Raw genomic sequence first — 24,641 nt, forward strand, 5'->3', positions numbered from 1 at the left:
CCAGGCCAGGGCGATAGCAGCCCCGATGAGCCCACCGGTGGTGTTGGTGATGAGGTCGTCAACGTCGAAGATGCGGTAGACGCAGAGCCAGAGCCCCCCAGACCATACCGGTGTAGCCGAAGTTTGCCCAAGTACTCATGTGTCTCCTGTGGTGCGCTGGTCTTTCTTTTAGATTCCCACAGGGGTATGAGAGCTAGGGCAGGGCGGGCTGTGTGCCTGCCCTAGGTGAGGGCGGTCAGGGCTAGCCCGGCCGCGGCGGCAGCGGTTGCGGCAAGTAGTTGGCCGAGGGGTCAGGACGCCGGTGGCCAGCTTACCGGAGGCTCGTAGGGTTTCGAGCAGGGCGGTGGAGAAGGTGGTGTAGCCACCTAAAAAGCCCATGCCCAGAATGAGGGTGAGATTTTCTGTAATTACAAAAGTTTCCGCGCCGGGAATAAGCCTGATATGGGTAGCAAGAAGGCCGGTAAGGCAGCCCAGAAGAAAGGACCCGGTGACATTAATAAAGAATGTTCCAAACGGCATAGATACTTGCCAGAGACTTGATGCGAGGGCCTTAACCCAGGTATCGACCCACAGGCGCAGGGCGGCGCCTGCTCCACCACCCAGAAAGACGAGCCAGGTTGCGCGGAATGTAGGGGGCCATTCCCCCAGCCTACGCCCCCAGCAGGGGCAGACGCACCGTAAACTCGGTACGCCCCGAGCGGGAGACTACATCGATAGATCCCCCGTGGGCTTCTACGATGGCCTTGGCGATAGGAAGACCCAGGCCGGTAGTACCATCGGAGCCGGAGCGGGCAGCGTCCGCCCGCGTAAAGCGGTCGAAAATCTTGCTCTTGAACTCGGAGTCAATGCCGGGGCCGTTGTCACTCACGCTCATGATGGCCTCGCGGCCGCTGGCAGAAATCGACAGGGAGGCGGTCACCGTGGTGCCCTCGTCCGTGTGCTTCCGAGCATTCGAGAGCAGATTCAACAGCACCTGCTGGAGCTGGGATCGGTCGCCGCGCACCTCCACCACGCCCTCGGGCAGGTTGAGCTGCCAGATGTGAGAGGGGGCTGCCACTTGCAGGTCCATGACGTTTTCGACCAGCAGTTCGGTCAGGTCCACCTCGGTCATTTCAGGCTTGCGCCCCTCGTCGAGGCGGACCAGCAGAAGCAGGTCTTCGACCAGGCGCGACATGCGTTCGGTCTGCGAGTTCACGCGCTCTAGGGAAGTCTTACCCTGGTCGGTGAGGGTTTCGGTCCAGCGAATCATATCCGCATACCCCTTGATAGCCGCCAGGGGCGTCCGCAGCTCGTGGGAGGCGTCCGCCACGAAGACCCGCATCTGCTCCTCGGTGCGCGAGCGTGCTTCGAGGGCCGACTGCACGTTGTCTAGGAGCTGGTTGAGGGCATACCCAACCGCTCCTACCTCGTCGCCGGGGTGGGCGTCCGCGCGCTGCACGCGGGTCGCCTCAGGCAGGGTTTCGAGGGCCAGGTCCATGTGGGCAACGCCCGCAGCGACCTGCGAGACCCGCTCAAGGGGCTGCATGGTACGGCGGATAATCCAGGAGCCCAGCACACCGGCACCAATCATCACGGCAACCGAACCGGCAGCGATCACAGCTACCAGCACAGCGAGGGTGCGGTGGGTTTCTGCCAGGGGTACGCCGGTGACGATGATGCCCTCGCTGACCGGGTTATCCTGCATGACAACCAGGTATTCGCCCACCTCAAGGTCTACTTCAACGGTTCCGTCAGAGGTAGAGAGTGCCAGCAGGGTCTGTTGGTCAGCGTCACTGAGGGTCTGGGTGGAGCCGACCGAGTCGAGCATGCCAGCCACCACGGTCTGGCCGTTGGCGGTGCACAGGCTCAGGGTGCCGGGGCCCTGGCCGGGTGCGTCGAGGGTGGTGCGGCCGTTGAACTGCTGGCAGCCGTCTACCTCGGTGCTGCTGCTTTGCCCGGCGGGCCCACCGGGTTTGAAGGAAACAGCTCGGTGGGCGGCTTCGTCGAGCTGCCCGTAGGCCCGGTCCATGAGGGAGCTAGAGAGGGCGATGTAGCTGGAAACGCCAATAATCAGGCAGGCGATACCCAGCATGGTCACCAGAATGGCGATGAGCTTGGTGCGCAGGTGGGGGGCGGTGCGCAGCCCGGTGGGGGCTGCGTCCTGGGTCTGCTCCTGCCCCGAAGCGGGCGCAGGGGTGCCCGCAGGCTGTGAAGGTGCTGCCATGAGCCCTACTGGTTGACGGGCTTAATGACGTAGCCTGCGCCGCGCACAGTGTGAATCATGGGTTCACGGCCCACGTCAATCTTTTTGCGCAGGTAGGAGATGTAGAGTTCCACAATGTTGGCCTGGCCGCCGAAGTCGTAGTTCCAGACGTTATCGAGAATCTGGGCTTTAGAGACCACTCGCTTAGCGTTTTCCATGAGGTAGCGCAGCAGGTCGAACTGGGTTGCGGTGAGCTGGATTTCTTCGCCGCTGCGGGTGACTTCGCGGGTGTCCTGGTTGAGCACCAGGTCGCCGACCACGAGCTCAGCATCGCTAGCTGCTGCTACGCCGGAGCGCTGCACCAGGCGGTGCAAGCGGATGATGACCTCTTCCATGGAGAAGGGTTTGGTGACGTAGTCGTCGGCGCCAGCTGCCAGGCCGACAATGCGGTCATCCAAGGAGTCTTTGGCGGTGAGGAAGAGGCAGGGCACCTCGGGGTAGAGCTTGCGGATGCGGGAGAGCAACTCAACACCGTCGAAGCCGGGCATCATGATGTCGAGCACGAGGACGTCGGGGCGCCAGTCACGTGCGATAGCCAGGGCTGCGGGGCCTTCACCCGCTGATTTGACCTCCCAGCCAATCATTTTGAGTGCCACACTGACTAGCTCTTCGAGCATGAGCTCATCGTCTACCACGAGGGCGCGGATGGGCGACCCGTCGGGGTGTTCAAGGGCCGGAAGGTTCTTGGCGATATCGGTTGCTGTGCTGCTCATACTTCTAAGGGTAGCTAACCGCGGGAGTTTAGGGGTACCTTAATCGCTATTTGGGGGCTTTGGGAGCTGTTTTCACAGGCGATTCTTATGCGAGTGTGAGCGGGAGCAAACTGGAAGCGGGGGTCCTTATAGAAGCAAGTGAGAGGCTGTTTTGTGTCGCATGAATGACACAGAGATGTAATGTTTCACAAAGACCTGCCATTATGAGCACCGCGGGTTTATTTCCTGGACTTCATCGGGTAGAGTTTTGAGCAGGCTGTCAATTGTTTATTTTTGAAGAAACTTTATGACGGGTTGCCTAGAGGCTTTCTAAGTTTGAGTTGAATGAACCACCTCGCAACTCGTTAGACGGGCTCGCGTTGATGGTTGTGGTTCCCCTCAGCGCGAGCCTCTCTACAGCAAAGGGTCTTGCCCCGCAGATGCGGGAGCAAGACCCTTTCTTTTTGCCCTCCTAAGGGGCCGGTGCGGTGCCCGACTTAGCGGGCGGACGCGCGGCGGTGCTGTACCAGGTCGATGGTGGCACCGATGAGGGCGGCAATCAGAGTGGGTACGAACCAGCCCAGGTCGTAGGCGTGGGCGGGTGCCCAGCCGATGAGGGGCTCGATAATGCTGGAGCCAACCCCCTGGGAGTTGAGGGTCATGAGCAGGGCCCAAATCACCGAGACCAGCAGGGCGAAGCGGTGGGTGAGGTTCACCCAGGGGGCGCGCAGGGCAGCCTCAAGGAGGGTGAGGACGACCAGGGTCAGGGCTGGCGGGTAGAGGGTAGTGATGATGGGGATAGCGAAGCTCATCAGCCCTTCAAGGCCGAAAGAGGCCAGCACGAAGGCAATCAGGGTGAAGATGATAGCCCAGGTACGGTAGGAGACCGAGGGAACCAGCTTGTTGAAGAAGGAGCTGGTTGCGCCGATGAGGCCCACCGAAGTGGTCAGGCAAGCTAGCATCACAATGAGGCCGAAGACGACGGCACCGGGGCCGCCCATGGTCTGGGCTGCAGCGTCGGTGAGCAGGGCTGCGCCGTCCTTGTAGCCCTGGCCGTCCGCGATGTGCTCGCCAATGTAGCCCAGGCCCAGGTAGACCGCACCCAGTAGCAGACCAGCAATACCGCCAGCCAGGGCGACGCTGCGGAGCATTTCGGTGCGTCCGCTGATGCCCTTTTCGCGCAGGGAGGCAATCACAATGATGCCGAAGGCCAGACCTGCCAGGGAGTCCATGGTCATGTAGCCGTTGACGAAGCCGGTGGCAAAAGCGCCGGTGGCATAGTCTTCAGTCGGTGCAGCCGAGGGGGTGCGCAGGGTAATGAAGCTCATCACGACCAGCACGCCCAGCAGGATCACCAGGGCGGGAGTCAGGTACTTACCCAGGGTGTCGACGATGCCGATGGGGTTCATAGCCAGCAGGTAGGAGACACCAAAGAAGACAGCAGAGAAGATGAGGGTAGGCACCATGCCGTCCACCGACAAGTAGGGGTCTACGGCCATGGCGTAGCTGACGGTGCCGGTGCGCGGCAGGGCGTAGAGGGCGCCGATGGAGAGGTAGACCAGGGGCGGGAAGATGAGGGCGAAGATTTTTCCGCCACGGGCCGCCAAATCTTGCAGGTCGCGGCCGGTGACGGCGAGCGCGATAACGGCCAAGATAGGCATGAGGACGCCGGTCACCAGGAAGCCTGCGATGGCGGGGGTGAAGTTTCCACCGGCTTCTGCACCGAGCATGGCGGGGAAGATGAGGTTGCCTGCGCCGAAGAACATGGAGAACAGCATGAGGGCTGTGACCACGATGCTGATGAGCGGTGATGATTTAGTGGGTGCTGAATTCATAAGTGTGGGGGGTAGTTCTCTATTCGTACGAAAGGGTTTAGTTTACTCCTCTTTATTGGGTGGGTTGCGGGCGAGTGGGGCCCGCGGGTGGCAGTGGGTCGGTAGACTAGTAAGGATATTCGCGCGTTTTGAACCTGAGGCGAAAGGGGGTCACGTTGCGCATTTCACGTATTTATAACAACAATGTGGCTCTGGCTCAGACCTATACGGGCGAGCAGATGGTGGTTATCGGTCGCGGCTTAGCGTTTGGTAAGCGCAAGGGCGACATGGTTGACCCCACCTTCATTGAGCAGACCTTCGTGCCGGAGCACGGCACCCCCGATGAGCATTTGGCGGGGTCGCTGGCGAAGATTCCGTCTGAGATTCTGGGTTTGGCGACCGAGCTTGAATTTTTGGTCAAGGCCGAGGGTATTACCATTTCTCATTCCTTTATTGTTCCGGTGGCTGACCATATTAGTTATGCGGTGGTTCGGGCCCGGGAGGGGCTGGCGGTGGATTACCCGCTGGCTCTTGAGGTGTCCCAGCTCTACCCGCAGGAGGTTCGGTTTGGCCACCGGGCACTGGAGCTGGTCAAGGAGCGTCTAGGGGTTGAGCTGCCTGAAATTGAGGCGATTCCCCTGGCTATGCATCTGGTGAATTCGCAGTTTGCCTCGGAAGATATGGGCGGCACCTACCGCATGACCGAGGTTTTTGCCCAGATTTTTGAGGTGATTGGGGCCAGCTTTGGCGGCCCGGTGGATCGTTCACTGATGAGCGCTGCCCGCTTCGTCACGCACCTGCGCTATCTCTTTGTACGCGCGGGCGCTGCCCAGACCGCGGACGCCGGCACGAGCGTCCCCCTGCTCCTTGAGAGTTTGAAGGACGCCCACCCCCGCGCCTTTGCTACGGCGGTGAAGGTGAAGCTGGTGCTTGAGATGCATCTGGAGCAGAACCTGACCGATGATGAGCTGACCTATCTGACGATTCATATCGCCCGCCTGGCCCGGGACCAGTACGGAACCTCCTAACGGCGTCCGCCCTATTCTTTTTCTCTTCACCCCGAGATAATCCCTAGGGTCATGAGAGAAAGAGTAGGGTCATTGGTCTGTTGCCCGGACGCCGAGGTGACGCAACCTCGAGATCAACAGTTCCGGGCGCTGCGCCAGGTCACCCCAGGTGGCACGAATAACCGTCCACCCCGCCAGTTCTAATTCCCGTTGCCGCAGCGCATCATTGCGTAGCTGCTCACCGGTTGCCCGGTAGGCTCCGTAATACTTGTGCAGACCGTCCACCTCAAGAAGCAGTTTAAGGTGGGGCCAGGCAAAATCAGCACGGTACAGGCGCCCGGACGGGGTAATAATTTCAAACTGTTGAATAGGCTGCTCGATACCTCCCTGATAGAGACGAAGCCTGGCAAAAGACTCTAGAGGGGATTCGCTCAGCGGGCTCATCAGAGCAGCCACAACACGTAATTTCTGGGAGCCTCGCCCCGCACAGTGTTCAAGCTCTTCTCGTGCAGTGTCGAGTTCAAGATTCCCGTGTTTTAAAAAGAAATCTGCGATAGCTAGCGACTCTTGCAGAGGCATGGTTTTTCCGCAGTCTATGACGGTTGTGAGCGGGTTCGTGACTCTAACTCCGCCTAAATCAGTAGCCAGGGAACATTCTTTTACCTTATGGCTATGCAGGATTGCCTGTGGGTGCCCCGACTTATTGATACCCAAGAGGGAAAGGTGCACTTTAGGGGGTAGGGCCATCAGCGGCGCACCCCACAGCAGGGCGGCTGACTGATGACTCACTACGGCTGTGGGGCGGGTTTTCTGAAGGGCTACCGTCACAGCTTTGGCTCGGTCGCTGCCTGTGCAGTGTCGTGCGATATCACCTTTGAGATAGACCCCGCGGGTCAGGCGTATAAGCTCGCCTCTACGGTGCTTCGCACTGATGAGGTTGTTGCTCATGCCTGCTTCTTTGAGTTCGCGGTGAGTGTGCATCGCTGAACAGATGTGTGAGAGGTTGAGTTCCATGCCGCTACTGTGGCAAAAAGGTGCGGGTGCTTCAAGTGACCCCACGTGCACCTGTGGATAACCCTTATTTTCGCTCGTCAGATGCCTGTGGACAAGAAGACACGAGATGGCCTCTACATCGTCACAAAGAATAGGGCGGCAGGTCTTCAAAGAAGCCACCCCGGTCTATACCCACGAGGTGCAGTGCACGGTCTTTGAGGGGCTAGACCCCGACATCGCCCGGGCCCAGGCCCACTTTTCCCGCAGTGTGCTCGGCAAGGTTGCCTACCCCGAGCGCAGGCGGGTAAGAGCCTAGAAGATACACAGAGGGGCGGACGCCTGTAAGCGTCCGCCCCTCGTCTTTGCTCTGCCGGTAGGCAGAGCAAAAAATTTTAGATTTTTACTGCTGGTCGGCAGAACCGGGCTTCTGGCCCTTGGGGATGACCCCAACCCGCTGGGCCTTGTAGAGCTGCTCGCGGTTGGCAAGTACCACCAGGGCCAGGGCGTTGAGGGCCAGGCCGATGATGAAGATAATCCAGCCAATCACCATCAGGGCGGTACCGCTCAGAATCGCACCAACAATCAGGGCAGCAACGGAAACCAGGTAGGCGGGGGAGAGAAGAAAGCGGGTATCCATGGGATCCTCTCGGTGGTTCTAGCGGACGTGCGGGCGCGGGGCGCGGGAGCGGAAGATACGCTCGTCGCTGGAGGCAGCAGCACTTGGGGCTGCGGCTGAGACCAGGGGCTGGGACTCGGTAATGGCCTCGGGCTCGTAGAGGTAGGGGTCAGAGGGCGCGCCCTCTTCTTCTTCATACTCTACCTGGGCGTCGGCGTCCGCACCGGCGATCATAGCGGGCAGGGGCCCGCCCTTGAGGCGCTGTACCATCACCAGGGTGGCAAAGACGTTCAGGCCCATACCTGCCAGCAGCGCGACCCAACCCAGCACGGATACCCAGGTGGAACTCGCACCCACCATTAGAGCGCCTGCAAAAAGGGCTGCGAGGGAGGTGAGATATGCCGGGGAGAGGTCTTTGGTGTCCATTAGTCCTGATTCTGTGAGAAAACCTAATATTCTAATTTCAGAATATATTGCCTGCGTGCCCACCCATCCTGAGAAGCCCGCGTCAACCTGGGGCCCACATAGGCCTATAGCGGAATAAGCACTTACCCATAGTAGGTGATGATTCTGCAAATTTCTTGAGTATCACCTAGCCGGTGCCTCGAATCACTCCCGCTCGCGGGCATCCGCACCACCAACTACAGGCAGCTGGCGGGTTGCGACCCGCAGGGCCTCATCGTCCAGCTCCTTTTGGGCCGAGATAATGCGCATCTCGGTGGTCTTAAAGAGCTGCTCCGCCTTCTCACGGTCCAGCTTGTGCTCGCCGCTGATGAAGGACTTATGCAGCGACATGGTGAGCGCCCCGGGGCCCTGCTCCATGGCGTCCTGGGCCTGCACCTGCACGTCAATCTGGTAGAGCACGCTGCTCACCACTTCGTAGTCGTACTTGTTGCGCACATCGAGCACCGCAGCCTGGGCAGCCAGCACCGATTTCTGCCGCACCAGGTTCATGAACTCGCGCTGACGCTGACGTTCAGCCCAGCGCTCCTGGAAGTCACCGGTCTTCTGGCCCTCCTCGATACGGTCCATCATGCTGGTGACCACGTGCTTGAGCTGCTCGAAGGACTGCAAATCCCCACTCTCAGCAACCGTCTTATACATAGACTCCCACATGGCCCGCTGGGCAATCTGCAAGAGCTCCTGCTCCTCGTGGTCGTCCTTTTCAGCCGTGGCGCTCACACCCAGCACCCGCACCAGCCAGGGCAGGGTCAGGCCGGGGAAGACCATGGTGAAGAAGAGGACGGTCAGCACGATAAAGACAGCCTCGGTGCGCAGGCCGTCGGCCATCTCGGGCAGGCTCAGCGCCAGGGCAAGAGTGACCAGACCGCGCATACCGGCCCAGGTCATCACCAACACCTCAGCAAAAGAGCGCGGGGTGGTGCGGCGGGAGCCCCGCCAGCGGCCCCACAGCCACATGCCGGTCAGCCAGGCCAGGCGCGTACCGATAGCAACGGCCGAGATGAGCACTCCGTGCCAAATCATGGTCAGCACGTTACTGTCTGCGCTGTAGAGCAGCTCGCCGGCCTGCAGGCCGATGAGGCCAAAGGCCAGGCCGGTCGCGAGCATTTCAAGCACGTTCCAGAAGGCGGTGTTAGCTAGGCGCTCTTCAGCGGTGAGGTCGGCGCTGTAGCTGGCCATCTGAATTGCCGCAATCACCACGGCTACCACACCCGAGGCGTGCAGCTCTTCGGCGATGATGTAAACACCGAAGGGAATGACCAGGGTTAGCGCGCTGCGCGCCACAGTGTCGGAAAGGTTGCGGCGCAGCAGGCTACCGCCCCAGCCCAGGGCTAGGCCCAGGGCCACAGCAACGAGAGCGCTATAGGCGAAACTGCCGAGGGCAGAGAGGGGCTGGGGGTCAGTGCCAGCGGTCAGGGCAGCGAGAGCGATTTGAAAGAGCACCAGAGATACGGCGTCGTTGAAGATGCCCTCGGTCTGCAGGTTGGAGATGACGCGGCGGGGAATACCCACCGGCTCAGCCACAGCTTCTACCGCCACAGGGTCGGGCGGGGCGACGGCCGCACCGATAGCCAGTGCCAGGGCGATGCTAATGCCGGGCACAATCATCCAGGTAGCCCACCCCACCACCAGGGCAGAGACAGCGGTCAGGGCAATGGAATAAATCAGGACGCTGCGCCAGCTTCTGCGCAGCATGCCCCACGAGACGCGCTGGCCAATAGCCCACAGCAGGGGCGGCAGGAAGATGGGCAGAATAATCTCGGGCTCAATGTGCAGGCTGGGCATCTGCGGAATCACGATGACCACGGCAGTCACCAGCGTCAGCAGCACGGGCCAGGGCAAGTTTAGCCTGTCTCCCACGCTCACCAGCACCACCGTCGCCAGCAACAGCACCACAATCACAATGAGGACTTCCACGCCCACCCCTTCACAACCAGCCTGATGTACCAGCTTTTAACTCTAGTACCTCAACCTAGGGTGAACCTGTGCAGCAGGTGCGGTTTTGAGACGCCCGCTGGGCTAGAAGTTGGGGGTGGCGTCCGTCCCGACCCCGCGGCGGCGAATTTCGGGTACCAAGACCTCGGGAGCCCGCTGCCCACCAGCGGGGCGGACGCCGGCGTCCGCCTCCCCTGCGGACGGGTGGGTCCCGCAGGCCCCGGAGCTACACCCACCGCAGCCACCGGACGCCCCGCAGGGCGCGGGCGCAACAGCAGTTTCCTGGGCGAGGTCTACTCCGTGGGCGCGCAGGTAGTCTTCGTGTTCGGCGACCAGGTCACGGTCTTCGGCGCCGAGCACCACGAACCCGCCGTCCCGAATCATCTTCAGGTCGTCGAGGGCTGACTGACCGGTCGAGGTGAGATAGTCACCCAGGAAGAGGGAGTTGACCACGTGCAGGGCTAGGGGTTGCAGGGTGCGCAGGTGCATTTCGCGTCCGCCTGCCATGCGGAGCTCCTTATCAGGGGCTACCAGACGCACGGTGGCGAGAATACGTAGGCAGCGCATGGGGGTGAGCTCCCAGGTGCCAGCCAGCGGGGTGCCCTCAAAGGGCATGAGGAAGTTGACGGGGATGGAGTCACCGTCCAGGTCACGCAGGGCGAAAATCGCATCGACCAGTTGCTCGTCGGTTTCCTTCATACCCACAATCAGGCCGGAGCAGGCCGAGAGCCCGGCGCTCTGGGCCTTATCGACGGTGGCGAGGCGGTCGGCGTAGGTGTGGGTGGTGCAGATATCGGCGTAGTGGTCTTCGCTGGTGTTGAGGTTGTGGTTGTAGGCGTCCACCCCGGCCTGCTTGAGACGATCGGCCTGGCCGTCCTTGAGAATACCCAGGCAGGCGCAGACTTCCACCTGGGGGTGTTCTTCTTTGAGGTCTTCGACCATGGTGGCAACGCGCTCGACGTCGCGGTCGGTGGGCCCCTTGCCCGAGGCGACCATGCAGACGCGGGAGGCTCCACCCGCGATGCCGTAGCCGGCCTGTTTGACGGCTTCATCGGTTTTGATCCAGGAGTATTTGAGCACTTCAGCTTCGGAGCCAAGGCGCTGGGAGCAGTAGGTGCAGTCTTCGGGGCAGAGGCCGGACTTGAGGTTGACCAGGTAGTTCACCTTGACGGTGTTCCCGAAGTAGTGGCGGCGCAGGCGGGAGGCGGCGTCGACGAGGGCGAAGGTTTCGGCGTCACTGGCGGTCAGGGCGGCAAACGCTTCGTCGCGGCTTGCGGGCTGGCCAGCCAGGGCGCGGTCGGCGATGGCAGAGAAGTCAATCATGGAACCAGTCAACACCGATTTTGAACGGTGTTCAAATTGTTACTTCTCCCTACACAGCTCACAACAGCCAAGGGGACCGCAAAACTTAAAAGGGACCTCGCGTTATGCGGTCCCTTTTAAGTTTTGCGGTCCCCTTGCAGAAGGCGCTAAGAGCCGCAGCCCCCAGAGCCACAGGCACAGTTGCCGCCGCAACCACCGCCGGACGCCGCACCCGCCAGGGCGACCTGGGCGTAGGTGTCCGCGTCCTCCACCCCGGCAGCACGCAGGTGCTCTACATACTCAGCTACCAGGTCGCGGTCGCCCGCATCGACAATGGTGAGGCCAGCGCCCACAATGAGCTTGAGGTCCTCAAAAATCAGGCGGGGCTGGGCGGAGTCTACGGTCAGCACCAGTGAATCCAGGGCACCGACCGCCAAAGGTTGCAGGGAGCGCAGGGTCATTTCGCGGCTCTCCCCCAGGTGCAGGCTTTTTGCGGGTGCGGACAGGCGGGCGGCAGCCAGCACGCGCAGGGCCTCCATGGGAGCCAGGGCGGGTACACCCACAAAGTCCATGTCGATGCGCTCCACCGTAGGGTCGACTGCCAGGTCAGCAAGAGTAGCGGCCAAGGCGTCAGCGTCAAGCGGGGCTGCTACCTCTACAAGGGAGGACGCCACCTGCCGCGCGGGTGCGCCCAGCAGGTTGGTGGCGGTAATGGTTGATCCGAAGTGGGTGGCGCGTAGTTCTGCAGCCAGGTCCATGAGGGCGAAGGTGGCGGCAGGGCTGGCGGTCAGCACGTCGTGAAGGTCGGCCGGTGAGGCAGGTTCGCCTGCGCGCAGGCGGGCGGCAAGATCTGAAAAGTTGAGGGTCATGGGTTCAAATCTACTCCTCTTCGAGGGAACAGTGCCCGCCGCCAGCTGTTGCCGGGAGCGAAAGTAGGTCACAATGAGGGGGTGGCTTTATCCCGTGAGAAGATTCTTGACACCGCTTTTGGTGTACTGCGCCAGTTTGGCTTAGCCGACCTTTCGATGCGTCGACTGGCTACCGAGCTGGGCGTGGCCCCCGGTGCGCTCTACTATCACGTCAAGAATAAGCAGGAGCTTCTGGCCTCGCTGGCCTCCCGCATGCTGGCAACGGTAGAACGACCCAGCACCCCAGCCACCCCCGACACCCTGCTCATCACCGGGCAAAACACCTACCGGCAACTTATTCCGGTTAAGGAATGTTCCGAAGTCATCCGCCTAGCCCTGGCCCTTCACCCCGCAAGCCTCACCCCCGATAGGCTAACCCTGCTCGACACCCTTGAAACTGACTTTGAAGCCGCCACCGGCACCCCGCAACCAGCCCAGGCCGCCGAAATTTTCATGCACACCTGCCTGAGCCTCATCGAGCAGGAACAAACCCGGGCCCTGCTCACCGACAGTACCCCGCCCGCTGAACCACCGGCGTCCTACACCTCCGCCCTCACAGCCATCATCATGGGCTTCACCGCCTAACCAACCCCACTCAGCCAAGCCCCGTAGAACGAAAAGATAAGACCGTGACCCTCCGTGTTGAGCCCGCCTGGGCTACCCTGCCAGACCACCGCGCCGAAGTTGAGGCAGCCCGCGCTGCTTTTGTTGAAAAGTACGGGGTGGAGCCCGACGGGGTATGGTCAGCGCCCGGGCGTCTCAATCTACTGGGTGAGTACATCGACTTCCTCGGTGGGTCCTGCATGCCCATGCCCCTGCCCTACCGCACCTATATGGCGGGTAGGTTGCGCACCGACGGGGTGCTGCGGGCGGCATCCTTGCAGATACCGGGGGACGACCGCACGGTTGTGATTCGTGAAATCACCCCGGGCACTTTTAAGGGCTGGTTTACCTATGTGGCGGGCGTAGCCTGGGCCATGAACCGGGAGGGCGGCAAAGATATCGCCCTGCCCCATAATTTTGGGGCTGACCTGCTGATTACCTCCCAGGTGCCGGTGGGCGGGGGCCTGTCGTCCTCTGCCGCCCTGGAGTGCTCCACAGCCCTGGCCCTGCTGGATCTTTCCTGCCCCCTGCGCCAGGGGTGCGATTGCACTGAGGCTCTGCCCTCTGATCTCTCCCCCGCTAACGACACCCTGCGTGCCCGCCTGGCCCAGGTCTGTATTCGTGCCGAGAACGAGGTAGCGGGGGCCCGCACCGGCGGTCTTGACCAGACCGCTTCGCTACGCTCGGCACCGGGGAAGGCCCTGGTGGTGGACTTCCGCGATTTCTCTATCAACCCGCTGACCGTTGATGTGGCGAGCGCCGACCTAGGCTGGCTGATTATCAACACCAATACCCCCCACGAGCTGGCGGGGGGTGAGTTTGCTGCCCGCCGCGAGGCGAACGAGGCGGTGACCGAAGCGATGGGGCTGGATTACCTGCGCAATGCCCTGCCCGAGGATCTCACCTGTGCCGGTATGAGCGAGCGCGAGGCTAAGCAGTGCCGCCTGGATTTGGTGGATCAGACCGTCAACCGCGCCCTGGTTGCCCTTGAAGAGACCGGCCAGCCCCACACCTTCCCGCGCGGCTGGGTGCGCCACACCCTGCACGATATGACCCTGGTGGAGCGGGCAGCCTACCTGCTGGGCCGTAAGGACGCCGGTGAGCAGGTTGAATGGAGCGAGCTGGGCAGGCTCTTTACCGAGAGTTTTGTATCGATGCGCGATGAGCTGCGCGTTTCGCGCCCCGAAATTGATGTGGCAGTTGATACCTGTCTGGCGGCCGGAGCTCTGGGTGCCCGTATTGTGGGTGGCGGTTTTGGCGGGGCTGTGATGGCCCTACTGCCGACCCACCTGTTGGAGTCGGCAGCAGAGCGGGTGGCTCTAGCCTACGCCCAGCACGGCTATGCCGACCCCGAATTCCTGCCCATGGTAGCAGGCTTCCCGGCAGACCGGGATACATAGAGCTCTTTTATTTCAAGGTGCCTCAGGGGCAGTCATCAGAATTTTCTCAGCCTACTGGGTTTCTTTTTGCAGCACTAGTGCGTAAACTTATCAATAAGGGAAGCCTGCGAACTATCCCTGTATTCCAAACTCGCGCAAGCGAGAGACGAAAGGAGCCCACCATGGCTGCAGAAGACAAGATTGAAAACGGCCTCGACAACCTCGCTGGCAAGGCCAAGGAAGCCGGCGGCAAGCTGACCGGCGATAACCGTCTCGAAGCTGAGGGCAAGGCCGACCAGGTTCAGGCACAGGCTAAGGACAAGATCGACGAAGCCAAGCAGACCATCTCAGACGGTGTTGATAAGGCCAAGGATGCCATCAACGGCATCAAGGATTCCCTCAAGAAGGACTAATCCTCCCCCTTTCAGGCGCTAAACTGCTAGAGGGTACCCATTTCGGGGCCCCTCGCACCGCAAAAGAAAGGTGAAACCCATGGGTTTCGATTTCAACAGCGCCATCAACGAGAAGGCTGGCAAGAAAGTTGTCAGCGAAGAAAACGCTGAGAAGGCTCAGGAAGTCGCTGCTGACACCGCCACCAAGCTCACCGAGAAGTTCGGTAAGTAAAACCGTCTTTTAGGTTTACCGTTATCGCCGGGTGCTCACGATGTATCGTGGACCCCGGCGATAGCTGTATCTCCCCACCTCACTTAGGCCTTGCCGCAAAAAGTGGGAATATCAGGCCCCTCACCGCGTTGTACCGGCTACCCTACCATTTTTGAATAAGGAGTTTTCTATGCCGAGCGTATCTTCTACCCACGCCGCTGCCGAGCAGTTTGTCGCCGAAGGCGGCGTCGCAATTTATTGGCGCCCGGGTTGCCCCTTCTGCCAGCGCCTGGATGCCGGTCTTGGCGAGGTGGGCGAGCGGGCTATCTGGGTCAACATTTGGGAGGACGCGGACGCCGAGACTTATGTAAAGAGCGTCAATGACGGTAACGCTGTGGTGCCGACCGTCCGCACCGCGGAGCGGTCTTTTGTTGCTTCAGCGGCAAGGGCCCCGCAGACCGTAGCTGAGCTCATTGAGGCATCGGGCAAGTAAGGGCTTAAGCCTTATTTTAATGTTAGCTTCATGTGGGCCTGAGAGAATGGGGTCATGATGTTTTCTGTGAAAAAGACTGCTCTTGTGTCCTCCGGCGCGGTCTGGCACTGGCCCTTGCGGCCTGCGGGTCAGATAGTGCCGAGACGAGCGCCCCGCGAACTTCTGTGGCAACAAGCAGTGCAGCTGCTGATAGCCAGGTAACTGCATCCGCTAGCCCCTCCCCCACCATTGAGGGCCCTGCTGAGACCAGGGCCCTGTTCGCCGCCATTGAGCAGGGTCTAGCTGCCCGCCCGGGTGGCACCGTGGTGCAGATGGATGAAGAGGATGAAACCCAAGATAGCTTCGACCTTGCCATAGTGGTTGACGGAATCAAGCATGAGTTCACTCTCTTTGCAGATGGATCTGTGGCTGATGAGAAAACCAGCGAGGATGCCGAGGATGTAGCGCGTGCCGCCGCTGCCCAGGTTCTGGCTGCGGACGCCGTCCGCACCGCCGCTGAGGGGCGCGGCGGGCAGGTTGCCACCGACCTTGATCTTGATGACCAGAACGGCGCCCTGGTGTGGGAGGTTGATTTTGAGGACGCCCGCGGCAACGACCTGGGCTCGGTCAAGGTTGATGCCCTCACGGGTGAGGTAGTACCTGCCGAGTAGTTCTTTTTTGAAATTCTAGGTTTTCTACACCCTGCGGATAGAAGTTATCCACAGGTGGGGATAAAATTGGGGAAATCTCTTACACTGGTGTAATTACAGGCGGCAGTTAAAGCTTTTTGGTGCTGTGCACAGGTTTTTAACATCTGTGGAATTACACCCCTGTAGTTATTAACAGCTGTGGATAAATCCTGTGGACAAAGAGTGAGGGCCCACCGTAATAGTGGGCCCTCACTCTTTTTTGTGCTGTTTTTACGGTCTACGCGGGCGGCTCGGTAGCCGGTCGAGAACAGCAGCGACCAAGGCGCCGGTCACCAGGCCGCCGAGGTGGGCTTCCCAGGAGATGCCCGGCATGAGGAAGCCGAAAGCGAAGTTGATTGCCACAAGAATCACGATGCTGCTGGTGCTCTGCTGGCGGGCCCGGGAGAGGGCGAAGAAGGCCCCAAAAAGACCAAAGACGCCGCCAGATGCACCCAGGGTGCTCACGTCCATACCGCCCAGCACTGAGGCCAACAGGTGTACGGCTACAGACCCGCCAATGATTGAGAGTAGGTAGGTTGTGAGGAACTTCCCTTTCCCCATTAAAGGTTCTAGGGCCTGACCGAAGAGGTAGAGGGTAAACATATTGAGCAGCAGGTGGCTGATGTTATCGGATGAATGCAAGAAGCCCGAGGTCAGCAGACGATACCACTGCCCCGTGTACTCCACGTAGAGGGGGTTGTAGATACCGAATACCGTGACCTGAGGGAAGATAAATTGCAGAATCCACACCACAACATTTATACCGATAAGGGCATATGTAATAGTGGGGTAGGCTTTAGCGTAGCGAATCCGCGGGGCTGAACGCTGCGTTTCTGCCAGGCAGTCCACGCACATCATTCCTGCCTCAAGCGGTACTTGGCACTGCCCGCAGGCTAGCCGCCCGCAGCGTCCGCACCGCACATAGGTCACATGGTCAGGGTGGCGGGGGCACACCGGAGTCTCATCACTGGAATAGCCGTACCTGCCGATCTGCTCGCTCACGCGCTCGTCCTTTCAACTGCGGCGTTAGCCGCTCAAAAAAATTTTTCTAGGGTAGAGCAAAGGCCCACCCAGGAAGGGGCGGGCCTTGCACTAACCTGTGGAAGGTTTAGAGTTCTTCAATGTCGATGGAGGAGATAACGACGTCCTCGACGGGGCGGTCCATAGCGCCGGTTGCTACACCTTCAATGGCGTCAACGACCTTCTTGGAGTCCTCATCTGCAACCTCACCGAAGATGGTGTGGCGGCCGTTGAGCCAGGGGGTCTCAACGGTGGTGATGAAGAACTGGGAGCCGTTGGTGCCGGGGCCTGCGTTAGCCATAGCCAGCAGGTAGGGCTTGTTGAAGCTCAGTTCGGGGTGGATTTCGTCCTTGAACTGGTAGCCGGGGCCGCCGATACCCTGACCGAGGGGGTCACCGCCCTGGATCATGAAGTCGCGGATGATGCGGTGGAAGATGACGTCCTTGTAGAGGGGACCTTCCTGCACTTCGCCGGTGCGGGGGTGGCGCCATTCCTGGGTGCCATCTGACAGGCCGATGAAGTTCTTGACGGTCAGCGGTGCGTGGTTACCGAAGAGGTTAACGACGATGTCACCGTGGTTGGTATGAATAGTTGCTTTTGCAGTTGCAGTCATGCCCCTATTCTCGCACGGGCAGGTGGGCAGCCGCTAGATATGACCTGAGCTTTTGCGGTGAGTGAAAGGGGCGGACGCCGGGGCGCAGCTCTGCCTACAGATCCCCTTCTTTCGCAGGTTTTTAGGGATAGCCGATAGTAAAACAGCTTGTCAGAGATACATCTAAATCTTTCTAAGGCTTTCTAAAATATTTTAGAAAGCCTTAGAAAGATTTAGAACCGCATATTCCCCGAATGTGACTCTCCGTCCCGAGCGTCCGTTCAAACAACACCCGCTCGGGAATTCACGTCGCATTCGCGCGGGCGCGCCCCGACGTCCGCGCACTCTTCAGAAGCCCTTAACTTTAGCGGGCAGAGAAACACGAGGGTTTTTGCGCCGTCTCAAAGCACTTTTACGGTTTTAGAAAGTAAGCTGATACTAAATGTAAGTTGCTTGCCACCGCACTCTACTCAAACTCACGAGTTAGATTAGGGGCAGCCCCACACATGGAGGAAACAACCATGGCACTGTGCAAGAAGAGCAAGGCTAAGAAGGCTCAGAAGCAGGCAGAGAAGTTCTTCTCAAAGGCCGCTAAGAACACCGGCAAGAAGGCTGACAAGCTGACCGCCCTGGCCGAGAAGAAGGCTGCTCGCGCCGAGAAGCTGACCGGCAAGAAGGTTTCAGCGCTGCAGAAGGCTGCTGAGAAGCAGGGTAAGAACATCTCAAAGGCAACCCAGTCTGTTGCTAAGGACAGCTCCAAGAAGCTGGAGAAGGTCCAGTCCACTCTGGCTGACAAGATTCAGCACACCATCGACGACGTCACCCCCGCCGTTGAAAACGCTGTAGCTACCGCCCGCGTCAAGGCTGCCGACGTTGCAAGCACCGTTGCAGACAAGCTCTCTGACGCTGAGGTTCCCACCCAGGTTGAGACCGTTGCTGCTAAGGTCACCGGTGACAAGAAGGCCCTGAAGAAGGCTCAGAAGGCCGCCGTTAAGGCTGCTAAGGGCTACGCCAAGGAGCAGAAGAAGGCCGCTAAGGGTGGCAACAAGGGTCTGCTGGTCTTCGGTCTGATCGTTGCTGGCGCTGTTGCCGGTGCGGCTGCTTTCAAGGCTTCTCGCCCCGTTGAGGATCCCTGGAAGACCCCCGCCGCCTAGTCCTCACAAATACACCAGCCCGCGTCCTTAGCTCGCTCACCGCGCGCGAGCGCGGACGCCCGGCCCCGGCTCCTGCTCAGGGAGGCCGGGGCCTTTGCTGTAGGGGGGCTTATTCTGAGGTTTCTGATGCGTAGACGTCCCACCGGCCCTCGAAGTAGTAGGCCGAGGTGGTGGCGTCCAGCAGGTCAAGGGTAAAGGCGCTACCAATCGCCGTTCCCTGCACGCCTTCGACCATGGCCTGGCGGGCGGCGTCCGTATCGCCCGTGTAACTCTCAAAGCGGGCGGTCACAAAGTAGTCGGTAGAGTCCCGGTATTTGTTGATGCTCACGACTTCTAGACCCTCGGTGTGCGCCGCAAATGCCTGGGCAACCGGGGTGGCAGAACGTGACCAGACCTGCGTCTCGCTTAACGGGCCGAAGACGAAAACCTGTATCGTCTCGGTATCATTCTGCGTTTCATCCACGTACGAGACGCTCTCAAGGTCTGGCCCATCCAGGAGCTCCCAGCTGGCCATATCAGCAAGTAGGGCCTGCTGGTCTGAGTTCTTATCCCCGTAGAGGTAGTATGTGACCTCAACCCAGGTAGCCTCGGTTTCGTATTCGTCAGCCCCGCGAGCGGAAACGCGCACCGACCCCATGCGCTCGTCAGACGCCCGTGTGAGGATTTCCTGCCAGGTCTCGACTAAGAGGGTGATGGGGATTTCCTCGTGGCTGTCGATGCCGATGGAGCCACCGCTCGGCAGGTGAATATAGGTGGAGTGGGTGGATTCTCGCTGGAAGATTCCGCTGGTGCCGCCGAGCTGCGGCACCGCTTGGACTAGGTGCTCTGCGAGCGCCCTCGACTCTATGCTGCCGGTATCGGCAACGCTGAGCCAGGTAGCGTCTGAGTTTGAGGAGCCATCATTAGCCAGCATCGACGAATCCCAGATGCTCCCACCGCCCAGTGTCATGTGGCTACGGGATCCCGCGAAATAGGCCACGAGCGCCAGAACCAGCACCGTAGGAACAGCTAGCACACCCAGCAGAATCAGAATATTACGCCGTGTGTAGGACCTGTTGTCGATTTCGTCGGGGTTGCGAGTACCGGGCACCGTGGCAGGCACTGCTTCAGCCGGCGGAGGCGGGGCGGACGCGGTTTCCCCAGGTGGGGTGCTCAAAGGCTGTTCTGGGTATGGGTGGGTCATGGTGTTTTCAGCCTAGCAGAGCCCCCTTTCCCCGCGGCGGGGCACCCGGGCCGCGCCTAAGCGTCCTTAGCCTTGACCTGCTGCATCTGCTGGGTGTGGCGCTCGCGGTCCTTCATCTCTTTGGGGCGCAGGAAGATGAGCCCCACCGCGATGGAAATAATGAAGATGGCGAGCATGACGAAGAAGAGGGACCAAATCCCGGTCAAATAAATGACGGGGACGGCCAGGGCCGTCACCAGGCCACCGCCAAAGAAGGGCTCGAAGACCAGCTGCTTGTAGCCGAAGGCTTCGAAGGCAGGGGATTCGCCCTTGGGGTCAACAACGCGCATCAGAATCAGGCCGGTGGCGGTGACACCCATAGACTGGCCGAAGTCGCCGATGCCGCGTTCGAACCAGTAACGGCCAATCAGGCGCGGGGCCAGCCAGAGGAAGATAGCCACGTTGAAGCCGATACCGGCTACCGCCAGAATGGCGAAGAGCGCCTTCGCCGAAGCCCAGGTCTTCCATGACGCAGCGCATACCGGCAGCGGTTCCGTGCCCGCCCTCGAAGGCGATTTCGATTAGGGCGCCGGTCATGGGCGAGGCTGTAAAGACGGGGACGAGTACCAGGGCGGCAAGGAGCAGGCCCACGACGTACTGGCCCGACCCTAGAGCCACGCCCAGGGGTAGCTGGGGGCCGGCGAGTTGCACGGCCCGCTTGGGAGTGGGGAGTTCCTGGCCCAGGAACATGGTTGCGAAGATGACGCTCCTGGAGGGCGCCCCAGGTGGTGAGCATGGCGTCGGTAAAGAGGCCGTTTTCATCCCAGGGGCCGGAGAACCGGCCGAGCACCTGGGGCCCGAGCAGGAGCAGCAGAACGCCCGCCACGATGGAGTTGGGCAGGAAGAGGGCTTGCACCCAGCCGACTTTGACTCGAATAATCTTGCCGATGAGAAGGGCTACGCCGAGAATGAGGAGGGCTACGCCGAGAATGAGGAGGGCGAAGCCAACTGCTTGTGGTGATATGGTTTTGCCTTTGTTCTCGCTGGTGCGTCCTTGCACCTGCAATCACAGAGATTGCAATACTACTTACTTTTGAAGTGTTTAGTTTACCTATACAGGGTTACCTCTGGCTATTTATGACAGGGGCGGACGCGAGCGTGCACCATATCGCTGAGCGTGCACCCACCCTGCGCACGCTCAGCGATATCACGCACGCTCACCAAAAAAACTGCGCACATAAAAAGGAACCCCAGTCTTTCGACTGGGGTTCCTTACCACATTTAATTCGGCAATGACCTACTCTCCCACACCGTCGCCAGTGCAGTACCATCGGCGCTAAGAGCCTTAACTTCCGGGTTCGGGATGGGACCGGGTGTTTCCCTCTTGCTATAATCACCGAAGAGTGGAGGCGAGGGGACTCGAACCCCTAACCCCCTGCTTGCAAAGCAGGTGCGCTACCAATTGCGCCACGCCCCCGTGGTGTTATGCTTCTACTTTACTACAGGTTTTTTGCACGCGCAAACTAATTCTACCAAATGTTCGGTTAGCTCCGCCACAGGTTGAGGGTGAAGGTCTGAAAAATAGGCGATATACCCCGGTTTATCCAAGGTGGTGCAGGTACATATCGGGGTCATCGAGCATATTGCGCCAGTGCGTGGTCATATCAAGCTCAGCCCAGGCCAGTCTCTGGATACCCCACTCCCCTATTTCCCACACCAGCTCATTGCGGCGCGTAGCGAGCGCAGCAAGGAGTGGGCTATGGGTGCAGAGCACTACTTGCCCGCCTCGCTCAAGAAAGGCGAGGACGCGGGCGCATAGTTCAAGCTGCCCCGAGAAAGATAGGCCTGATTCGGGTTCATCAAGGATCCAGAGGCCGTAATCATCGAAGGATTCTTCAAGTAAACGCTGGGTGCCCTCCCCGTGGGAGAGGCGCAGAATATCGGCTGCCTGCTGTGATTTGAGGCTGGCCATATGCTCCAGGTGAGCCAGCATTCCCTCAGCTCGCAGGAAGAGCCCTGCCCGGCGTCCGGCGGCCCCGCGTATAACCTGTAAGTCAGTGCCAAAAGCGGAGGCCTGCTCATAGGTAGGGCGGGCAACCCGGTTATCCCCGCCGCCGAGGGGCAGGCCGTAGGCTTCTGCGATGGATTCCACGAGGGAGGATTTACCGGCCCCGTTTTCTCCCACAATGATGGTGAGTTGACCAAAGGTGAGCCCTGCGAGCGCCACCCGGGTGACCGCAAGGTGATAGGGCCAGGTATGGGCGCGGACGCCGGTGGGCGGCTCGAAGTCGCTACGGGCGGTAATGCCGTGTAGGGGGAGGCCGCTGATAGTCGAGACTGGATTTTTCATTTAGTGACGTGCCCGGTCTGGCATGCTGAGCACAATGAGCACCAGCCCGAAGAGGGCAATTCCTAGCCAGCCGGTCAAGGCGAGACGCTCACCAACAACGATCACAGCAAGCAGGGTGGCTACAGCAGGTTCCAACAGTGTAATTGCGGTGACGGTTGAGGCTGGTAGGCGAGACAGACCATACCCGAAGAAGAGGTAGCCCAAGAACATGGGGACGAGCACCATATACCCCACCACAGCTACGTGGGTAGAGGATTCAAGGATTGACCTGCCAGTTGCCAGCAGCACAGGCATAAGCAGCACTCCTCCAAGCCCAAATCCGGCTCCCATTGCGGCCTGGCGGCTTATTCCCTTGGTCATGAGTAGGGCAGATGACCACGAATAGGTGGCGTAGGTGGCTCCTGCTACAAGACCTAAGGCGATACCGGGCATCAGCTGGTTCCCGGAGCTTCCGTGAGAGCTAAGAGAGGAGCTCAGCAAGAGCCCTGAGCCGGTGAGCCCGAGCATGGTGGCTACCATCCAGCGAGATAAGAGCTGACGTTTTTCTAGCGCCCATTCCACGAGCCCCGAAAAAATAGGAGCAGAAGCTAGTGACACCACTGAGCCAATAGCGACGCCGGCCGTAGACATCGAGGTGTAGAAGGCAAGGGGGTACACCATGATTGCTACCGCCCCCAGGATTACGAGCTTCTTTTCAGCCCGTAAAAGAGCTGATTCCCTCTTCAGCTGGGGCAGGGCCACTAGGGCTAGCAGCAGGCCTGACAGTCCCAGCGCAGCTGCCCCAACGGCTAATGAGCTGAGCTGGGGAGCGTACGCTGCTACGGTCCCCGTCGTTCCCCACAATATGGACGTAACAACAACTGCTAATATTGCCCTTGCTGGGCTAGAGGGAAGCCGGCCAGTAGAAGAGGGAGTCATACTTCGTTATTGTATCCCCAGCAGACCCAGCCGCTGGCGCCCCTAGCCCACCAGCCCCCGCCGTCTATGTACAGAATCCTTTAGCCTGCAGCTCCCAGGAAGTTGAAGCCGGTGTAGGCGTAGATGAAGTCCTTGGCAATCCAGAGAATACCGCTCACAACAGCCAAAGCCAGCACCGCAAACAGCACGTAGGCGGCAGCGCGGGCCACAGGGGCAGGCTCAGTGTAGACAGTGCCCTCGGGGGTCTCTACAGCGGTGCCGCTCATCAGGCGCACACCCAGGGCGTAGAGAATCGGCAGGCCAGCACCAAAGCCCAGACCGGCCAGGAAGACGGGGTAAATCTTGTGGAAGATATCAACAATCAACATTTAGAAACCAGCCTTCACGGTGGGAATCGACTCGGTGTGCACCTCGCGGGTGGTGACAGCCTCACCCGAGTGCATATCGATGTGGCTGACGGCGCTCTTGCGGGAGTGGGCCCACATCCAGAAGCAGAAGCCGACCAGAATGAGGAAGACGGTTGCCTCGCCCATCCAGGCGCTACCGGTCATGGAGTTGATGCCGTTACCCACGAACCAGGTCAGCGCACCGACGGAGCCAGCGGCGGGCAGGGTGATAATCCAGGCGATGACCATACGGCGGGCGGTTGACCAGCTCACCTTGGCGCGACGGCCGATGCCGGAGCCGATGATAGAGCCGGTTGCCACGTGAGTAGTAGACAGGGCCATGCCGAAGTGAGAGGAGGTCAGGATGATAGCTGCCGAGGAGCCGTCCGCTGCGAAGCCCTGGGGGCCTTCAATATCGACGATACCCTTACCCATGGTCTTGATGATGCGCCAGCCGCCCAGGTAGGTACCCAGGGCGATAGCCAGGGCGCAGACCAGGCGGACCCAGAAGGGGATATCTGCTTCGGGGTTGATTTCGTTGGCAGCAACCAGGGCCAGGAAGATAACGCCCATGGTCTTCTGTGCATCGTTGGTGCCGTGCGCCAGGGACATCAGGAAAGCGGCAGAAATCTGGCCGAAGCGGAAGTTCTTCTTTTTCTGGTCGCCGGGCACGCTCTTGGTCAGCGCGTAGATGATGGCAGCGCCGATACCGGCAACCACACCCGCGATGAGCGGTGCCATCAGGGCGGGGACGATAATCTTCATCAGCACACCGTTCCAGAGCACGCCACTTGTACCCAGCGATGCCAGGGTTGCACCGATCAGGCCGCCAAAAAGGGCGTGAGAGGAGCTGGAGGGCAGGCCCAGCAGCCAGGTGAAGACGTTCCAAAGGATTGCGCCCACCAGGCCGGTAAAGACAATTAGCATGAGGCTGGGGCCGCCGCCGGCGGTTTCAAGGTCGATGAGGCCGGAGCCGACGGTCTTAGCTACCTCGATGGAGAGGAAGGCCCCGATGAGGTTAAGGACGGCTGAAAGAGCGACAGCCGCTTTGGGCTTGAGGGCGCCGGTGGCGATAGATGAGGCCATGGCGTTAGCGGTGTCGTGGAAGCCGTTGGTGAAGTCGAAGGCTAGTGCGGTCAGCACTACGATCACCAGAATGATGAGTTCTGTAGTCACGGTTTCTATTCTTGTGGGCAAGGCAGGTTTTGGGAAACATCAGGCAACTGAGGAGTTAGGCAGGGATGGAATATTGCTTAAGTTTCTTCAAACCCACAAGAAGCATATTTTGAGCAAGGACGCCCTCTGCAACAGAGAGGGGAATACTTTCGTTTTACCTGGCTAG

At 60.2% G+C, this 24,641-nt stretch carries 29 protein-coding genes, 1 tRNA gene and 1 rRNA gene; 11 read left to right on the forward strand and 20 right to left on the reverse strand.

Annotation, left to right across the window (positions count from 1 at the left end; translation table 11 throughout):
• Positions 1-168: 168 nt before the first annotated feature.
• The 4 genes from E4U03_RS01715 to brnQ form a co-directional block, all read right to left on the reverse strand.
• On the reverse strand, positions 169-648 hold the full coding sequence (locus E4U03_RS01715; protein ID WP_228065703.1) for a fluoride efflux transporter FluC: 480 nt from the start codon (positions 646-648) through the stop codon (positions 169-171).
• A gap of 1 nt (position 649) precedes the next feature.
• Positions 650-2,203: a sensor histidine kinase gene (locus tag E4U03_RS01720; RefSeq protein WP_135011268.1), complete on the reverse strand. Its 1,554-nt coding sequence runs from the start codon at positions 2,201-2,203 to the stop codon at positions 650-652.
• A gap of 5 nt (positions 2,204-2,208) precedes the next feature.
• On the reverse strand, positions 2,209-2,955 hold the full coding sequence (locus E4U03_RS01725) for a response regulator transcription factor (RefSeq protein ID WP_135011269.1): 747 nt from the start codon (positions 2,953-2,955) through the stop codon (positions 2,209-2,211).
• 476 nt (positions 2,956-3,431) lie between these two features.
• Entirely contained in the window at positions 3,432-4,769 is a 1,338-nt protein-coding gene (gene brnQ / locus E4U03_RS01730; protein ID WP_135011270.1) for a branched-chain amino acid transport system II carrier protein, read from the reverse strand.
• 155 nt (positions 4,770-4,924) lie between these two features.
• Here brnQ and E4U03_RS01735 point away from each other — a divergent pair, with 155 nt between their 5' ends.
• A complete protein-coding gene (locus E4U03_RS01735) occupies positions 4,925-5,776 on the forward strand; it encodes a PRD domain-containing protein (RefSeq protein WP_135011271.1) in 852 nt (283 codons plus the stop codon).
• A gap of 69 nt (positions 5,777-5,845) precedes the next feature.
• Here E4U03_RS01735 and E4U03_RS01740 read toward each other — a convergent pair whose 3' ends face one another.
• Positions 5,846-6,334, reverse strand: coding sequence for an endonuclease domain-containing protein (locus tag E4U03_RS01740; protein ID WP_209304105.1), 489 nt, complete (start codon positions 6,332-6,334; stop codon positions 5,846-5,848).
• Between the two features lie 541 nt (positions 6,335-6,875).
• Between E4U03_RS01740 and E4U03_RS01745 the strand changes: the two genes are divergently transcribed.
• On the forward strand, positions 6,876-7,064 hold the full coding sequence (locus tag E4U03_RS01745) for a hypothetical protein (protein ID WP_135011273.1): 189 nt from the start codon (positions 6,876-6,878) through the stop codon (positions 7,062-7,064).
• Positions 7,065-7,148: 84 nt separating this feature from the next.
• Here the strand turns inward: E4U03_RS01745 and E4U03_RS01750 are convergent, their stop codons facing one another.
• The 5 genes from E4U03_RS01750 to E4U03_RS01770 all read right to left on the reverse strand — a co-directional run bounded on the left by E4U03_RS01750 (position 7,149) and on the right by E4U03_RS01770 (position 11,932).
• A complete protein-coding gene (locus E4U03_RS01750; protein WP_135011274.1) occupies positions 7,149-7,385 on the reverse strand; it encodes a hypothetical protein in 237 nt (78 codons plus the stop codon).
• 18 nt (positions 7,386-7,403) lie between these two features.
• Positions 7,404-7,790, reverse strand: a complete 387-nt coding sequence (locus E4U03_RS01755) for a hypothetical protein (protein ID WP_135011275.1) — start codon at positions 7,788-7,790, stop codon at positions 7,404-7,406.
• Positions 7,791-7,973: 183 nt separating this feature from the next.
• Entirely contained in the window at positions 7,974-9,743 is a 1,770-nt protein-coding gene (locus E4U03_RS01760; RefSeq protein ID WP_167752226.1) for a cation:proton antiporter, read from the reverse strand.
• Positions 9,744-9,845: 102 nt separating this feature from the next.
• Complete coding sequence (gene bioB / locus E4U03_RS01765) at positions 9,846-11,084, reverse strand: biotin synthase BioB (RefSeq protein WP_135011277.1); 1,239 nt, start codon at positions 11,082-11,084, stop codon at positions 9,846-9,848.
• A 146-nt stretch (positions 11,085-11,230) separates the two neighbouring features.
• Positions 11,231-11,932 (reverse strand): hypothetical protein, encoded by a 702-nt coding sequence (locus E4U03_RS01770; RefSeq protein ID WP_135011278.1) that lies wholly within the window; start codon positions 11,930-11,932, stop codon positions 11,231-11,233.
• Between the two features lie 81 nt (positions 11,933-12,013).
• On the opposite strand from E4U03_RS01770, the gene E4U03_RS13515 reads away from it, so the two are divergent.
• From E4U03_RS13515 to E4U03_RS01800, 6 genes are all read left to right on the forward strand, one after another.
• Positions 12,014-12,556 carry a TetR/AcrR family transcriptional regulator gene (locus E4U03_RS13515; protein ID WP_135011279.1) on the forward strand — a complete coding sequence of 181 codons (543 nt, stop codon included), beginning with the start codon at positions 12,014-12,016 and terminating at the stop codon, positions 12,554-12,556.
• 44 nt (positions 12,557-12,600) lie between these two features.
• Positions 12,601-13,974: a galactokinase gene (locus E4U03_RS01780; RefSeq protein ID WP_135011280.1), complete on the forward strand. Its 1,374-nt coding sequence runs from the start codon at positions 12,601-12,603 to the stop codon at positions 13,972-13,974.
• 161 nt (positions 13,975-14,135) lie between these two features.
• A complete protein-coding gene (locus tag E4U03_RS01785; RefSeq protein ID WP_135011281.1) occupies positions 14,136-14,366 on the forward strand; it encodes a CsbD family protein in 231 nt (76 codons plus the stop codon).
• 79 nt (positions 14,367-14,445) lie between these two features.
• Entirely contained in the window at positions 14,446-14,577 is a 132-nt protein-coding gene (locus E4U03_RS01790) for a ribosome recycling factor (protein ID WP_135011282.1), read from the forward strand.
• 169 nt (positions 14,578-14,746) lie between these two features.
• Entirely contained in the window at positions 14,747-15,049 is a 303-nt protein-coding gene (locus E4U03_RS01795; protein ID WP_135011283.1) for a glutaredoxin domain-containing protein, read from the forward strand.
• 164 nt (positions 15,050-15,213) lie between these two features.
• Positions 15,214-15,699 carry a PepSY domain-containing protein gene (locus E4U03_RS01800; RefSeq protein ID WP_135011284.1) on the forward strand — a complete coding sequence of 162 codons (486 nt, stop codon included), beginning with the start codon at positions 15,214-15,216 and terminating at the stop codon, positions 15,697-15,699.
• 249 nt (positions 15,700-15,948) lie between these two features.
• On the opposite strand, the gene E4U03_RS01805 is transcribed toward E4U03_RS01800, so the two are convergent.
• On the reverse strand, positions 15,949-16,719 hold the full coding sequence (locus E4U03_RS01805; RefSeq protein ID WP_135011285.1) for a rhomboid family intramembrane serine protease: 771 nt from the start codon (positions 16,717-16,719) through the stop codon (positions 15,949-15,951).
• Between the two features lie 106 nt (positions 16,720-16,825).
• A complete protein-coding gene (locus E4U03_RS01810) occupies positions 16,826-17,350 on the reverse strand; it encodes a peptidylprolyl isomerase (protein WP_135011286.1) in 525 nt (174 codons plus the stop codon).
• A gap of 500 nt (positions 17,351-17,850) precedes the next feature.
• Here E4U03_RS01810 and E4U03_RS01815 point away from each other — a divergent pair, with 500 nt between their 5' ends.
• Complete coding sequence (locus E4U03_RS01815; protein ID WP_135011287.1) at positions 17,851-18,483, forward strand: hypothetical protein; 633 nt, start codon at positions 17,851-17,853, stop codon at positions 18,481-18,483.
• A gap of 109 nt (positions 18,484-18,592) precedes the next feature.
• On the opposite strand, the gene E4U03_RS01820 is transcribed toward E4U03_RS01815, so the two are convergent.
• Together E4U03_RS01820 and E4U03_RS13300 are read right to left on the reverse strand one after the other, a co-directional pair.
• Positions 18,593-19,639: a hypothetical protein gene (locus E4U03_RS01820; RefSeq protein ID WP_135011288.1), complete on the reverse strand. Its 1,047-nt coding sequence runs from the start codon at positions 19,637-19,639 to the stop codon at positions 18,593-18,595.
• 83 nt (positions 19,640-19,722) lie between these two features.
• A complete protein-coding gene (locus E4U03_RS13300) occupies positions 19,723-20,106 on the reverse strand; it encodes a hypothetical protein (RefSeq protein ID WP_228065698.1) in 384 nt (127 codons plus the stop codon).
• A 1-nt stretch (position 20,107) separates the two neighbouring features.
• Here E4U03_RS13300 and E4U03_RS13520 point away from each other — a divergent pair, with 1 nt between their 5' ends.
• Both E4U03_RS13520 and E4U03_RS13305 read left to right on the forward strand, forming a co-directional pair.
• The gene (locus tag E4U03_RS13520; protein ID WP_265588544.1) at positions 20,108-20,230 is read left to right on the forward strand and encodes a hypothetical protein; all 123 of its coding nucleotides are present in this window, start codon (positions 20,108-20,110) and stop codon (positions 20,228-20,230) included.
• Between the two features lie 175 nt (positions 20,231-20,405).
• The gene (locus E4U03_RS13305; RefSeq protein ID WP_228065699.1) at positions 20,406-20,666 is read left to right on the forward strand and encodes a hypothetical protein; all 261 of its coding nucleotides are present in this window, start codon (positions 20,406-20,408) and stop codon (positions 20,664-20,666) included.
• 263 nt (positions 20,667-20,929) lie between these two features.
• On the opposite strand, the gene rrf is transcribed toward E4U03_RS13305, so the two are convergent.
• From rrf to E4U03_RS01855, 6 genes are all read right to left on the reverse strand, one after another.
• Positions 20,930-21,046, reverse strand: a 5S ribosomal RNA gene (gene rrf, locus E4U03_RS01830).
• Between the two features lie 3 nt (positions 21,047-21,049).
• Positions 21,050-21,122, reverse strand: a tRNA-Ala gene (locus E4U03_RS01835).
• Between the two features lie 123 nt (positions 21,123-21,245).
• Entirely contained in the window at positions 21,246-21,995 is a 750-nt protein-coding gene (locus tag E4U03_RS01840) for an ATP-binding cassette domain-containing protein (RefSeq protein ID WP_135011289.1), read from the reverse strand.
• Positions 21,996-22,913: a DMT family transporter gene (locus E4U03_RS01845; protein WP_135011290.1), complete on the reverse strand. Its 918-nt coding sequence runs from the start codon at positions 22,911-22,913 to the stop codon at positions 21,996-21,998.
• Between the two features lie 80 nt (positions 22,914-22,993).
• Positions 22,994-23,281 (reverse strand): hypothetical protein, encoded by a 288-nt coding sequence (locus E4U03_RS01850; protein WP_135011291.1) that lies wholly within the window; start codon positions 23,279-23,281, stop codon positions 22,994-22,996.
• Positions 23,282-24,475, reverse strand: coding sequence for an inorganic phosphate transporter (locus E4U03_RS01855; protein WP_135011292.1), 1,194 nt, complete (start codon positions 24,473-24,475; stop codon positions 23,282-23,284).
• Between the last annotated feature and the right edge of the window lie 166 nt (positions 24,476-24,641).

The sequence above is a fragment of the Rothia nasimurium genome, assembly GCF_004569295.1.
Classification (GTDB): domain Bacteria; phylum Actinomycetota; class Actinomycetes; order Actinomycetales; family Micrococcaceae; genus Rothia; species Rothia nasimurium_B.

Bases quoted from the DNA above. Each gene is read 5' to 3' on its own strand.
- E4U03_RS01720 (WP_135011268.1), bottom strand. From the start codon at position 2,203: ATGGCAGCACCTTCACAGCCTGCGGGCACCCCTGCGCCCGCTTCGGGG.
- E4U03_RS01790 (WP_135011282.1), top strand. From the start codon at position 14,446: ATGGGTTTCGATTTCAACAGCGCCATCAACGAGAAGGCTGGCAAGAAA.
- E4U03_RS01810 (WP_135011286.1), bottom strand. From the start codon at position 17,350: ATGACTGCAACTGCAAAAGCAACTATTCATACCAACCACGGTGACATC.
- E4U03_RS01795 (WP_135011283.1), top strand. From the start codon at position 14,747: ATGCCGAGCGTATCTTCTACCCACGCCGCTGCCGAGCAGTTTGTCGCC.
- E4U03_RS01745 (WP_135011273.1), top strand. From the start codon at position 6,876: ATGGCCTCTACATCGTCACAAAGAATAGGGCGGCAGGTCTTCAAAGAA.
- E4U03_RS01815 (WP_135011287.1), top strand. From the start codon at position 17,851: ATGGCACTGTGCAAGAAGAGCAAGGCTAAGAAGGCTCAGAAGCAGGCA.
- E4U03_RS01845 (WP_135011290.1), bottom strand. From the start codon at position 22,913: ATGACTCCCTCTTCTACTGGCCGGCTTCCCTCTAGCCCAGCAAGGGCA.
- brnQ (WP_135011270.1), bottom strand. From the start codon at position 4,769: ATGAATTCAGCACCCACTAAATCATCACCGCTCATCAGCATCGTGGTC.
- E4U03_RS01755 (WP_135011275.1), bottom strand. From the start codon at position 7,790: ATGGACACCAAAGACCTCTCCCCGGCATATCTCACCTCCCTCGCAGCC.
- E4U03_RS13305 (WP_228065699.1), top strand. From the start codon at position 20,406: ATGACGCTCCTGGAGGGCGCCCCAGGTGGTGAGCATGGCGTCGGTAAA.
- E4U03_RS01770 (WP_135011278.1), bottom strand. From the start codon at position 11,932: ATGACCCTCAACTTTTCAGATCTTGCCGCCCGCCTGCGCGCAGGCGAA.
- E4U03_RS01850 (WP_135011291.1), bottom strand. From the start codon at position 23,281: ATGTTGATTGTTGATATCTTCCACAAGATTTACCCCGTCTTCCTGGCC.
- E4U03_RS01785 (WP_135011281.1), top strand. From the start codon at position 14,136: ATGGCTGCAGAAGACAAGATTGAAAACGGCCTCGACAACCTCGCTGGC.
- E4U03_RS01740 (WP_209304105.1), bottom strand. From the start codon at position 6,334: ATGCCTCTGCAAGAGTCGCTAGCTATCGCAGATTTCTTTTTAAAACAC.
- bioB (WP_135011277.1), bottom strand. From the start codon at position 11,084: ATGATTGACTTCTCTGCCATCGCCGACCGCGCCCTGGCTGGCCAGCCC.
- E4U03_RS01750 (WP_135011274.1), bottom strand. From the start codon at position 7,385: ATGGATACCCGCTTTCTTCTCTCCCCCGCCTACCTGGTTTCCGTTGCT.
- E4U03_RS01725 (WP_135011269.1), bottom strand. From the start codon at position 2,955: ATGAGCAGCACAGCAACCGATATCGCCAAGAACCTTCCGGCCCTTGAA.
- E4U03_RS01840 (WP_135011289.1), bottom strand. From the start codon at position 21,995: ATGAAAAATCCAGTCTCGACTATCAGCGGCCTCCCCCTACACGGCATT.